Source organism: Candidatus Polarisedimenticolia bacterium, assembly GCA_035764505.1.
Taxonomy (GTDB): domain Bacteria; phylum Acidobacteriota; class Polarisedimenticolia; order Gp22-AA2; family AA152; genus AA152.
In genome coordinates this window covers 1-12,301 of record DASTZC010000077.1, presented here as the reverse complement: position 1 = coordinate 12,301, position 12,301 = coordinate 1, and the positions used below count along the sequence as shown (strand labels likewise).

At 65.6% G+C, this 12,301-nt stretch carries 10 protein-coding genes; 5 read left to right on the top strand and 5 right to left on the bottom strand.

Annotated features, from left to right (window positions below; translation table 11 throughout):
* Together VFW45_05215 and ribA are read left to right on the top strand one after the other, a co-directional pair.
* Nucleotides 1-1,018: hypothetical protein (locus tag VFW45_05215; protein HEU5180168.1), on the top strand; the 1,018-nt coding region annotated here is incomplete at its 5' end.
* Nucleotides 1,019-1,455: 437 nt separating this feature from the next.
* On the top strand, nucleotides 1,456-2,187 hold the full coding sequence (gene ribA, locus VFW45_05210; GenBank protein ID HEU5180167.1) for a GTP cyclohydrolase II: 732 nt from the start codon (nucleotides 1,456-1,458) through the stop codon (nucleotides 2,185-2,187).
* A 133-nt stretch (nucleotides 2,188-2,320) separates the two neighbouring features.
* On the opposite strand, the gene VFW45_05205 is transcribed toward ribA, so the two are convergent.
* The gene (locus VFW45_05205) at nucleotides 2,321-2,848 is read right to left on the bottom strand and encodes a hypothetical protein (GenBank protein HEU5180166.1); all 528 of its coding nucleotides are present in this window, start codon (nucleotides 2,846-2,848) and stop codon (nucleotides 2,321-2,323) included.
* A 215-nt stretch (nucleotides 2,849-3,063) separates the two neighbouring features.
* Nucleotides 3,064-3,741: a phenylalanine--tRNA ligase beta subunit-related protein gene (locus VFW45_05200; protein HEU5180165.1), complete on the bottom strand. Its 678-nt coding sequence runs from the start codon at nucleotides 3,739-3,741 to the stop codon at nucleotides 3,064-3,066.
* Nucleotides 3,742-3,831: 90 nt separating this feature from the next.
* Between VFW45_05200 and VFW45_05195 the strand changes: the two genes are divergently transcribed.
* Genes VFW45_05195 through VFW45_05185 form a run of 3 tightly spaced genes read left to right on the top strand, consistent with a single transcriptional unit; the run spans nucleotide 3,832 to nucleotide 7,472 of the window.
* On the top strand, nucleotides 3,832-5,631 hold the full coding sequence (locus tag VFW45_05195; GenBank protein ID HEU5180164.1) for a DNA topoisomerase VI subunit B: 1,800 nt from the start codon (nucleotides 3,832-3,834) through the stop codon (nucleotides 5,629-5,631).
* A gap of 27 nt (nucleotides 5,632-5,658) precedes the next feature.
* Entirely contained in the window at nucleotides 5,659-6,747 is a 1,089-nt protein-coding gene (locus VFW45_05190) for a DNA topoisomerase IV subunit A (GenBank protein ID HEU5180163.1), read from the top strand.
* A gap of 8 nt (nucleotides 6,748-6,755) precedes the next feature.
* On the top strand, nucleotides 6,756-7,472 hold the full coding sequence (locus VFW45_05185; GenBank protein ID HEU5180162.1) for an SIMPL domain-containing protein: 717 nt from the start codon (nucleotides 6,756-6,758) through the stop codon (nucleotides 7,470-7,472).
* A gap of 9 nt (nucleotides 7,473-7,481) precedes the next feature.
* Here the strand turns inward: VFW45_05185 and VFW45_05180 are convergent, their stop codons facing one another.
* The 3 genes from VFW45_05180 to VFW45_05170 form a co-directional block, all read right to left on the bottom strand.
* Nucleotides 7,482-9,011, bottom strand: coding sequence for a hypothetical protein (locus VFW45_05180; protein ID HEU5180161.1), 1,530 nt, complete (start codon nucleotides 9,009-9,011; stop codon nucleotides 7,482-7,484).
* Nucleotides 9,012-9,078: 67 nt separating this feature from the next.
* Nucleotides 9,079-9,210 carry a hypothetical protein gene (locus VFW45_05175; GenBank protein ID HEU5180160.1) on the bottom strand — a complete coding sequence of 44 codons (132 nt, stop codon included), beginning with the start codon at nucleotides 9,208-9,210 and terminating at the stop codon, nucleotides 9,079-9,081.
* A 102-nt stretch (nucleotides 9,211-9,312) separates the two neighbouring features.
* The coding region (locus VFW45_05170; GenBank protein HEU5180159.1) for a MopE-related protein at nucleotides 9,313-12,301 on the bottom strand (2,989 nt) is incomplete at its 5' end.

Here is a 12,301-nt window from a genome sequence, read left to right as displayed (position 1 = left end):
CTCGGCAGGCACGTGCACGGGCGGGAGTCCCGTCACCTGTGCTCCGGCCGCCAGCTGTCACGAAGCCTCGACCTGCACCCCGGGGACCGGAGTGTGCGAGACGGGCGCATCGCTGCCGGACGGCACCTCCTGCCACGACGGCAATGCCTGCACCACCGTGGATAGCTGCTGGGCTGGCACGTGCACGGGCGGGAGTCCCGTCACCTGCGCTCCGGCCGCCAGCTGCCACGAGGCCTCGACCTGCAACCCGGGGACCGGTGTGTGCGAGACGGGCGCATCGCAGCCGGACGGCACCTCCTGCAACGATGGCAACGCCTGCACCACCGTGGATAGCTGCTCGGCAGGGACCTGCACCGGCGGGAGTCCCGTGATCTGCGCTCCCGCGGACAGTTGCCACGAGGCATCCACCTGCAATCAGGCCACAGGAGTCTGCGATTCCCAGCCGAAGCCCGATGGGACGGTCTGCTCCGACGGGAACGCCTGCACAATGGGCGATGCCTGCGTCCAGGGGAGTTGTATCGCAGGTCCGCCCACCGATCTCGACGGCGACGGCCGGATCGACGCGGCGTGCGCGGGGACCGATTGCAACGACGCCAATCCCTTCGTCTGGGCCGCTCCCGTCGAGGTCACCGAGCTGGCCTTCAGCTCGGGCTCCACTTTCTCCTGGACGGACCAGGCATCCCTGACCGGGCCGGAGACCGCCTTCGATCTGGCGTCGGGGTCCTTCTCTACAGGACAGGGCTTCGGCTTCTCCCAGAGCGCCTGCCTGCAGGCCGGAGGAGGCGTCGGATACTCGGACAACCGGCAGGATCCCAGCCTCGGCCAAGGGTACTGGTACCTGGTGCGGGCGAGGAATTCCTGCGGAACGGGGACCTATGGATCCCAGCCGCGCGATGCTTCCATCCTGTCCTGCGATTCCTTTTCGGCCTTCAATGTTTCGGCCGGAAGCGAGGTTGCGACCTTGAGCTTCGAAGGAATCCTGCTCGACTCCGGCCGCATCCTGGGTGCGAATCCCTAGATAGGTCGTCCGATTTCGCAGCCGCCTCCTGCCGGGTTGAACGGCTGGTACCAGACTGCCGGCGAGGCGACTTCCGCTTCCGGCTCGACGACCCGTGTGAACAGGCGCCATGCTCACACTGCGATTCGTGCAGGGTCACGGCCCGGGGGCCGCCAATCGAAGACCCGGTGTCGACCCCGCCACCCGCGACGCCGTCCCGGGGCTCCCTCCGGCCTGCTCCGGCATCCTGAACTTTTCCGCAAGCTCTCAGGGATTCGACCATCGGGTCGTGCCTCTGGCCGGGCGTTGCGGAGAAAGCCGTCGGCCGCAGGGAATTTCCCGCGACATGGAGAAGGTTTAAATTAGTTGGGCCGATACGACGTGCTTCCGAGGCCATGAAAGACGCGGCCGGGACCGGTATCGGGCGCCGAGTGAAGTGAACCGATGGGAGGCCGGTAATGAGCCGAATCCTGACGCTGGAAGACCTGGTGGAGAGAGACCGCGACCACGATTGCGACGGCGTGGGCCCGATGAAGGTTTGCGTGAAAGTCGTGGCCGTGGCCGAGCTTCCCAGCCGCTTCGGCCGTTTCCGGATCGTAGCGTTCTGGAACAACCGGGACCACAAGGAGCACATCGCGGTAGTCCGGGGGGATATCATCGGCAAGCCGGCGGTGCTCACGCGGCTCCACTCCGAATGTCTTACCGGCGACGCTCTCGGATCCTTGCGTTGCGATTGCCGCGACCAGCTCGAGGAGTCGATGCGCACGCTCGGCGGCGAGGAGTGTGGATTGCTGCTCTATCTCAGACAGGAAGGGCGGGGCATCGGCCTGACAAACAAGATCCGCGCCTACTCGCTGCAGGATGCCGGGCTCGACACGGTCGAGGCGAACCAGGCGCTCGGCTTCCGCGACGATGAGCGGGACTACGCCATCGCCGCGCACATGATCCACAGCCTCTCGGTCGGCTCGGTTCGCCTGATGACGAACAACCCAAGGAAGGTCGACGGCCTGACGCAGCACGGAGTACGGGTCGCCGGCCGCGTGCCGCTGGTCATGGCGCCGAACACCTATAATCGCTTCTACCTGGAGACCAAGGCGTCGCGCTCGGGCCATTACATCGATTTCGACGGCAAGCCCCATCTCCCCGAGCAGAACGAGCCGGCCCTGGTGAAGGGAATGCCTTCCGACTGATTCGACCTTGCGGCGCGACCTCCTCGACCCGATGCCGGATTATCGCGGGCAGGACCGAATGGACCCTTCCCTGCAGAACACAAAAAAGCCCCGGCTTGGAAGCCGGGGCCGGTCTTCATCGCTATCCCAAGCTTCAGTGATGCACGTAGACGAAGCTTCCGCTGAATCCGGGCGCGTAGTAGGGCACGGGTGCGGGGTAGTAATAGGGCGCCGGAGTGCCGTAGCTGAAGCTGAATGCCAGCCTCGGCAGAGGCGCCACGACCGGCGCGGGCAGGAACACCTGGTCTCCGCAATAGCTGTATGGCCTGTAAACCACCCCTCCGTTCAGATAGACCGGAAAGCGGTAGGCCGCATGATAGTGGTGGTGGGGAGCGTAGTAGGCGCGGCCGGTGTAGTAAGGGCTGAAGTAGGCGCGATCCTCCACGTAGAGATGCTGGGGAACCATCACGTAGCTGTGCGACGGGTAGGCCCGGTAATGCTTCCCTTGACCATGTCCATGTCCATTCCCGTGTCCGTGCCCGTGTCCGTGCCCGTGTCCGTAGTATCCGCCGTCGGCAAGGGCCTGGCCCGGGACCAGTGCAAGCAGCCCAGCCAGGAGAACCACCAGCGGGAGGAACCTGCCGATCCGGGTGCTCGTGATCTGATTCCAACGCAATCTCATGGTTCACCTCCTGCGGTGTCCAAGACATAGCGAGAAGCGCGCCAAGTCCCGGTACTCCAAAGGCTACGTATAATTACCTATTTTTGAAATAGTTACGCAGGGGGCTTCCAGCAGCCATTGGTTGGTTAATCCTGCATGTGCCCTGCCCACAGGAATTTGTCTTTCGCCGTGGACGCCGTTCCGCCGAGGACACGCCAGCTGACTCGCTCATTTGCCTATCGAAGAACCTTGCTGTCGAAGCTCGGCCCCGGCTCCGCAAGGTTCCGGGCAAGCTCTTCCGACGCTCTGTTCCTGAAGGCCGTCAGGATTCCGGGGTCCATCGGGGCGGGAGCAAAGAGCACAAGCCACAGAGTCCGGGTCGACTCGGTCACGCAGGTCCTCAGCGAATCGGAAGTCGGATTTCCGAAAGCTCCCTTCGAATCCGACAAGACAGGCTTTCCTTCGAGCCCGACGACCTCCTTCCGGATGCCGGGATAGCACTCGCCCGGCGTCCCACGGCGCAGGAGAACCGGTCCCGCGATCCGGTCGGCGTCATAGAGTCCCATCGGAAGCAGGAATTCCAGCGACAGCAGGGTGCACAAGTCGACGGCGTTCGAGATGTTCGGCAGCGGCTTCCCCTGGAGGATGCGGCGAAGCAGCGCTTCCGAGGAAGGCCGGGTCCGGGTCGGATCGACTCCAAAGGAGCGGTAGAGGTCCCTCGCCGGCGCGAGTCCTTCGATTTCCGACGGCCCCCGACCGCGATACCGCTCGAGAAGCGCCAGCCGCAGTTGCTCGATCTCTTCGAGAAGCGAGGTCGAGGAAGGCCCGATCCGGACCGGACGCGCCGTCACGACAGCCAGCCGCAACAGGCCCGCTACCTCCGCGGCGATGCTGAGATCGAGTCCGTCGGCCATCTGCTCCACCGGTCCACGGGGTCGAGGGTCCTTTGCGGGAATGCTACAATTCGCGCTGTCCGCGGGCAATCGCGGAGCAGAGGAGGGTAATTGGCCAGAGACAAGGCGGCAAGCGTGCCGGCGCGGCGTATCGGAAAGGCTCCCAGGAAGCTCGACCAGATGGACCTGTTCCGTGCCGAGCAGGCCATCGAGGCCCCGAAGAGGAAGACGAGCGGCAAGCCGCGCCCTCCGAATCCTTCAGCGGGAGGGAACGGGCGTGAAGGCTCGGTGGCCGTGGCCGAGCCAGGGGATTCGGGAGTCGAGACGAAGGTCACGGCACGGGGAAAGAAAGCGGCGCGGCGGCGCGAGACCGCCGAAACCATGGCCCGGCGGCAGAAGGAGATCTCGGTCGCCGAGTTCTTCCAGAAGAACCGCCATCTCCTGGGATTCGACAATCCCGCCAAGGCCCTGTTGACGGCGACCAAGGAGGCAGTCGACAACTCGCTGGATGCGTGCGAGGAGGCGGGGATTCTTCCGACGCTCGAAATTGCCGTCGAGGAATTGAGCGAGGAGCGCTTCCGGCTGGTCGTCACCGACAACGGTCCCGGAATCGTCGGGGCGCAGATTCCCAAGATCTTCGGGAAGCTCTTGTACGGATCGAAGTTCCACGTGCTCCGGCAGAGCCGGGGGCAACAGGGGATCGGCATCTCCGCCGCCGGCATGTACTCGCAGCTCACCACCGGCCAGCCGCTGCGCATTACCTCGCGCACCGGTGCGAAAAAGCCGGCGCACTTCTTCGAAATCCAGATCGACACCGCTCGCAACGAGCCGAAAGTCCTGACCGATCGCGAGGTGGAGTGGGACCGCGATCACGGCACGCGGGTGGAGATGGAGCTGGCGGGCACCTACAAGAAGGGGCGTCGATCGGTCGACGACTACGTGGTGCAGACGGCGCTCGCCAACCCGCACGCCGACGTCGCCTACCATCCTCCCAAGGGAGACGATTTCCGGCGCGAGCGCATCTCCCGCGAGCTTCCCCCCGAGCCGCTGGCGATCAAGCCGCATCCCCGCGGCGTCGAGCTGGGAGCGCTCATTGCCATGATGAGCGAGACCAAGGGGCGCACTTTGAAATCGGCGCTGCAATCCGACTTCTCACGGGTCAGCGAGAAGGTGGCGGAGGAGATCTGCCGGGCGGCCGGGCTGAATCCCGAGGCGCGTCCGCGCTCCCTCAAGCTCCCCAACATGGAGGCGCTGTTCAACGCCATCCCCAAGGTCAAGATCATGAACCCGCCGACCAATTGCATCGTGCCAATCGGCGAGGCGCTCATCCTGGAAGGGCTCAGGCAGACGGTCAAGGCCGACTTCTACACGGCCAACAGCCGGCCGCCGTCGGTGTACCGTGGCAACCCTTTCCTGGTGGAGACGGGCCTGGCCTACGGCGGCGACCAGCCTGCCGAAGAGCTGGTGGATCTGTGGCGCTTCGCCAATCGCGTGCCTCTGCAATACCAGCAGTCGGCCTGCGCCATCACCAAGGCGGCCGTCTCCACGGACTGGAGGAACTACGCGCTGCAGCAGGGGAAAGGCGCCTTGCCCAGCGGCCCGATGGTCCTGTTCGTGCACGTGGCCAGCGTGTGGGTGCCGTTCACCTCGGAGAGCAAGGAGGCGGTGGCAGCCTATCCCGAGATCCTCAAGGAGCTGCGGCTGGGGCTGCAGGAGTGCGGCCGCAAGCTCGGGAGCTTCCTGAGGCGCCGGCGCCGCGAGGAGGACGCCGAGAAGAAGAAGTCGTACATCCAGGCCTATATCCCGCACATCGGGATCGCGCTCAAGGAAATCCTGAGCCTGTCGGACAAGGACGAGGCGCGCATCGTGTCGGTCCTGACCGACACGCTGGAAAAGACCCGGAAGATCTAGACCGACCGACGGAAGGAGATTCGAGACATGGCGGGGAACAACACGGCAGGGCGGATCGAGAAGACCGCGGCGGACATCCAGAAAACCATTCTCAAGCACGACAAGCCGCAGATGCGCTTCCCGATGCGCAGCCTGAGCAACGTCAAGTACGACCCGAAGCGGGGTCATTTCGAGATGCGCGGCAAGCGCAAGGTGCGCACCCTGACCGTCTCGACCGTGAAGACCTTCGCGCAGACGCTGCGCATGATGGCGCTGTCCCGCGAGCTGGTGAAGAACGACGACATCGCCTCGAAGCGGGAGGCCTACTACATCTCGAAGAACTGGGAGGAGGCGCGCTTTCTGGAGCAGCCCGAATCCGATGCGGTGATGGACGACGTGGAGGCCTTCTTCGAGGTCAACCGGGAGCAGCTCGGCTTCATCCCGGAGGAGAAAGGGGGCGAGGTCTCCGGCAAGCTGGTCATCGTCGATCGCGACTCCGAGACCGGCAAGCCCTTGCGCATCGACTGCACGCGTTTCGGCTCGGGCGCCTATTCGATCCCGATCTCGGTCGAGCACCTCAAGTTCGACACCGATGCGAAGTTCATCCTGGTGATCGAAACCGCCGGCATGTTCCAGCGGCTGGTGAAGCACAAGTACTGGAAAACCGCCAACTGCATCCTGGTGTCGATGGGAGGCGTGCCGACGCGCGCCTGCCGGCGGTTCGTCCGGCGCCTGGCCGACGCGCGCAAGATCCCGGTCTACGTCTTCGTCGACGGCGACCCCTACGGCATCTCCAACATCTACCGCACCCTCAAGGTCGGCTCAGGCAACGCCGCCCATCTGAACGAGTATTTCTGCGTGCCGCAGGCCAGATACCTCGGAATCACCCCCATGGACATCGTCGATTACAAGCTCCCAACGCATCCCCTGAAGGACGTCGACGTCAAGCGCGCCAAGGACGCCATCAAGAACGATCCCTTCTTCCAGCACCATCCGCAATGGGTGGGCGCCATGGATCAGCTCCTGAAGATGGGGGTGCGCGCCGAGCAGCAGGCGCTGGCGAAGTGGGGCCTCAATTACGTCATCGACAACTACCTGCCGGAAAAGCTCAAGCACCCGGACAGGTTCCTTCCCTAGGGAGGAGCATGGATCGCGATAAGGTGGCGCCGGCGGCGCTGCTGGGGCTTTCGATCATGGCCGGCCTGGCGCTGGGAGGCTACCTGTTCGGGCTGGGCGTCTCCCGCATCAAGACCGCCGACCGCTACGTCACCGTGAAGGGCTTCGCCGAGCGGGAGGTCGAGGCCGATCTCGTCGTCTGGCCGGTCGTCTTCAACGCCACCGGCAACGATCTCGCCGCGCTGCAGGAAAGGATCGAATCGGACGCCCGCAAGGTGAGCGAGTTCCTCGAGTCCCAGGGCTTTCCGAAGGAGGAAGCGAGCTTTTCCAGCCCGCGGATCACCGACTTCGAATCGCAGGGGTACCGGGGTCCGGACCGGCCCGCCAACCGCTACAACGCCGAGGCGAGCGTCATCCTGCGCAGCGGCAAGATCGCGCAGGCGCGCCAGGCGATGCAGCGTTCCGGCGAGCTGATCAAGAAAGGGGTGGCCCTGGTGCGCAGCTACGAGGAGCGCACCACCTACCTCTACACGGCCCTCGAGAAGATCAAGCCGGAGATGATTGCCGAAGCGACGAAGGACGCGCGGCGCGCCGCGGAGAAATTCGCCGTCGACTCCGGCAGCCGGGTGGGGGCCATCCGCAACGCGCAGCAGGGCCTCTTCAGCATCGAGGACCGCGACTCCTTCTCCCCCGAGTACAAGAAGGTCCGCGTCGTCACCACGGTGCAGTACTTCCTGGGCGACTGAGGCCGCGTTTCAAGGCACCTCCAGCAAGCGAAGCCCGTCCGCCGTCCAGATCCGAAGGGCGCTTCTTGCGGGAAGTGGAATCCTCACCTGGAGTTTCCCCGCTTCCATCGTCACCTCCCACTCGCCGTCGGCATCCTTCGCGACCGACTTGCCGGGAAGAGGAAGCACGACGCGCGAAAAGCGGTGCGCCGGCACCTCGACGCGGACCACGAGATCGTCCGCTGACCGGGTGATGGCTCCGCTGAATCCGCCCGCCAGGCCGTCCTGACGGGAACTGGGGAGATCGAGGGCCGTAGCGGCCTTGATCGGCACCGCGCGGCCGCCCGAAAGCACCACCGCTTGGCGGAAGTTCGCAGCCACCGCGACGCCATGCACCCGGTGCGGCATGTTCGCCACGAGAATCCCGCCGGCTTCACTTTCCATGCTCGTCTGTCGCAAGCCTTCGATCAGGTGCGTTGAGACCCGCGCCGCATCAGTCCAGGCGATCGCGTGCCAGGCCAGGCTTCCCAGCCACAGCGTCGAGAGTCCCGCGCCTAGGAGGCGGCGGACTTGCTGAGGCAGCGTGCGGCCGAGGACGACGAGGATCGTCGCCACCGCCGCGCTCGGAATGAAGAGGTAGCGCTCCTGGAAGGAGAGGAGCGAGGGGCCGAGGAGAATCAGGAATGCAATCGCCGCGGTTGCCGCGAGCCTTGCGTCGGGCCGGTCTTTCCGGTGAGCCCAAAGGAAAGCGAATCCCGCGACCACGAGCGCGAGGAATCCCGCCAGGAAAGGATGACCTTCCAGGTACTCGGTGTGGAGCGGCACCAGCGAGCCCGCTAGGAACGCAAAGAAATTGCCGATCCAGTGCGGCAGGGTCCCGCGCAGATTGGCGAAGGCCTCAGCGCCAAGAAAGAGCCGCCGGACCACGAGCGCGTGCAGTAGCGCCAGCCCGGCGAGGGGAAGAACCCCCCGGATACGGGTGGCTCTCCAATCGCCGCGGTCGCTCCGGGTCCATTCGATGAGGAGGATCAGGAGCGGAAACGATATGGCGGCCTCCTTGGACAGCAGCGCTCCCATGAAGAGGAGCAGCGTCCCCAGCGGGATGCCGCGCAACGTGGTGCGCCACCTCTCGTACGCGAGAAACGCCGCAAGCAGGAAAAGGCAGGCGAGCATGTCCGCCCTTCCCGCGACCCACCAGACGTTTTCCACGTGATAGGGATGCAGGGCGAAGATCGCGGCTCCAAGGGCCGCGACCACCGCATCGCCCGTCAGCCGGCGCAGGACGATAGACAGCAATGCGGCGCAGGCCGCCGCCAGCAGCAGGTTCGTGAGATGGAAGAAGAACGGTCGCGGTCCCCAGACCTGCAGCTCGGCGCGAAACGTCAGGGCGGTCAGCGGACGGAAGTATCCGAAGGGCGTGCGCGCCAGCGATCCCTGCGCGGCATCCGCAAGGAGTCCCCAGTCATCGGCCAGGAAGGGGAGCCACAATCCGGGCAGCGCCGCGACCGCGGCCAGGAGCGCCGCAATCAGCGGCGCGCGGCGCAACAGCTGTTCGAACAATGAATCGGGATCCGGCGGCATGGCGCGCGGATGCTAGCACCCGATTTGCAGGTGCAGCAAGGACGGATCAGGGGCAGGAAGGAATGCCGGCGTGCCGGAACTGGAGGTGACGGTTCACTTCCTCGCCGGAGAGCATCCGACCGGTGCCGGTGTCGCAGCCGGACAAGGTCCGGGCCCGGGCAAACCGGGGTCTCGGCATCAGTGCTTTCCCAGGAATAAGGATCCAAAGAAGATGCCGATTACGATCGCGTCGAGCCCCTCGCGCGAATCTGGAACCGGGGCGGAGGCCGGAGCGAGGTAATCAAGGGCAGGAAGGGATTCCGGTGTCGCGCGGCGTGCTCCCGTAGGTGCCGGTCCCGCACGCGTTCCTGCCGCGCGTCAGGTACCAGAATGCCGTGCCCGTGGTCGGCCCGGGACGGGAATCGGCGTAAGTCGTCGACGAGCTTGATTGCACGCACGAGGCCGGGGTGAAGGTCAAGGTGCCGGCCGCCGGGCCCATCGTTCCGGACGCGAGATCGTAGAGCGTTGCAGGACCCGACGAAGCCGCCTGGCTGTCCCAAAACAGGTGTGCCGGGCTCACCGTCGAAACCGTGAGGCCCGAAACGGCTGCTGGAGCCAGCCAGACGGAGGCGTTCGAGTCGAGACAGTCGTTGCCGCCGCAAGCGGCGTCGGGATGGGCGTCGCCATCCAGGTCGCGGATGGGATGCGCACATCCGAGGCTGCCTCCGCAGCTGTCAGTCGTGCAGGCGTTCGCATCGTCGCACAGGGCGTTGCCCCCTTCGTCGACGGTCGCGGAGCAGTTGTCGTCCACGCCGTTGCAGGTTTCCACGGCGCCCGGGTGAACCGCGGCGTTGCCGTCCGCGCAATCACCGCCGCATTCGCTGAAGCCGTCGCCGTCGTCATCGGACGACTGTCCGGAGATATAGCGGCCCCCGGAGCTCAGGACGTACTCGGGCCCCGAAAAATCGCCGGTCTCCCCGCCCCATATCAGCATGAAAGTGCCGGTCCACACGGCCGTGTGGAAGCCGCGGGTCGAAGCCGCCCCGACTGTCGACGTCGGCGTCCAGGAATCGGTCGTGGGATCGTACAGTCCGCCGGTGGCGTAGAGTTGCTCGCCGAAGTCATCATAGAATCCACCGCCCCAGACGAGCATTCGGCTGCCCGTCCAGATCACCGTTTCAAATTTCGGCCACGCATAAGGAAGGACGCCGGAAGCGATGGTGATGGGATTCCACTGGTCCGTGCTCGGGTTGTACCGGCCTGTGATGATGGGCCCAGCACAAGGGAAGCACCCAGAAGGGCCTTCTCCCCAGACCAGCATTTCGGATCCGGTCCAGACGCCCCACATCTTTTGTGTCGGGGAGGCGGGCGCGTTGACCGTGGAAGTCGGGGACCAGCTGTCCAGAACAGGATCGTATCGGCCGCCGTTCTTGGGGTCCGAGGAGGAGTGGACCCCGCCCCAGACGATCATCTGAGTTCCGGTGTAGACCGCTGCATGGGATCGTCGGGGGGCCGGAGCGCCTGAAGTGGAGGTGGGCTGCCACGCGTCAGCCACCGGATCGTAGCGGCCGCCGGTGTTGAAATTGCCGGAAGCGTCCCGACCACCCCACACGACCATCCGGCTTCCCGTCCATATGGCCGAGTGGCCGCTCCTTGCTGCGGGCGCGCCCGCCGACGCCGTCGGCGTCCAGACATCGACAATCGGATCGTAGCGTCCGCCCGTGTTAGTCCCACCGCCCCAGACCACCATCCGGTCGCCGGTCCAGACCGCGGTGTGGCCTATCCGGGCGGAGGGCGCCCCCACGGTTGTCGTCGGACTCCAGGTTTCCATGGCGGGATCGTACTTTCCCCCGGTGTCGAGATACTCCACGTTGCCGAGAGAGTCCAACACATTCCATCCGCCCCAGACGATCATCTGCGTCCCCGTCCAGACGGCGGTGTGGCTCTCCCGTGGGGACGGCGCCGGTCCCGATGAGATCGGAGTCCAGGAGTCGCTCGAAGGGTCATAGCGTCCTCCGATCGGCGCATCGAAGCCTCCGGCGTCGAACCCTCCCCAGATCAACATCAAAGTGCCGGTCCATACCGCTGAATGGCTGGAACGGCCTTCCGGAGCATTCACTCCCGAGGTCGGCTGCCAGCTGTCGGTCGCAGGGTTGTAGCGGCCACCGGTATTCAGCCCGCTCCCTCCCCAGTAGATCATCTCGCTTCCGGACCAGACCGCCGTCGCATCCGGCCGAGTCAGATTGGGCGCTCCGGATCGGTTGATCGGAGTCCACTGGTTACCGACCGGATCGTACCGGCCGCCGGCGTCGACTCCATCATCCTGGAGGACGAGCATCAGCGATCCCGTCCACACCGCCTTTCCGGCTCCCGGAGCGCCGGCGGTGGAGATGGGGGTCCATTGATCGCCCGCCGGGTCGTAGCGTCCTCCCGGGACAGCGCCGCTGCCGCCCCAGATCAGCATCTGGGACCCGGTCCACACCCCCGATCCGCCTCCCGGAGCGCCGGCGGTGGATATGGAAGTCCACTGATCGCTTGCCGGGTCGTAGCGTCCCCCGGTCGCGCCGCCGGTGCCACCCCAGATCAGCACCTGAGACCCGGTCCACACCGCCGTGTGACCATACCGCGCCGAAGGAGCGCCCACCAGGGAGGTCGGCAGCCAGGAGTCGGTTGTAGGATCGTAGCGTCCCCCCGTGTTGAGGTAGTTACTACCCCTATCCTGGTACCCTCCCCAAACCACCATTCTGCCGCCTGCCCAGACGGCGGTATGGCGGCTGCGGGGCGAGGGCGCACCCAGCCGCGCGGTCGAAGTCCAGGTGTCGGTGGCGGGATCGTAGCGGCCTCCCGTGTCCAGGTCTTCATCCCCCCAGGTCGACGCGGGATACCCTCCCCACACCACCATCAAGCTTCCCGTCCAGACGGCGGAATGAGCCTGGCGCGGGTCAGGCACGTCGTCCAGGGTTCCGTTGTCCCATGTGTCATCCGGCAGGCAGGACTGTGCCGAAGCGGCGCCGGCGAACGATGCAAGGCTTGGCGAAGTCGTCGCAGCGGCGCGGGCCCGCACCCTCTCCGGATCGAAACGGCTCTGGACGCTCTCCCACCAGTCCTCCAGGTGCTGCTTGCGTACACCCTCGGCCTTCTTCAACTCGTGGTCCTTCCCACCGTCAGGCTGGACGGAGAAACCGTCCCGCGATTCCACCAGGCCTGCCTTGGATCCGCCCAGCGCTTCCAAACGCGCCTCGGCGTTGCGGCGGGTTTCCTCATGAATCGAGCGATCGAAAGCGAAGAAG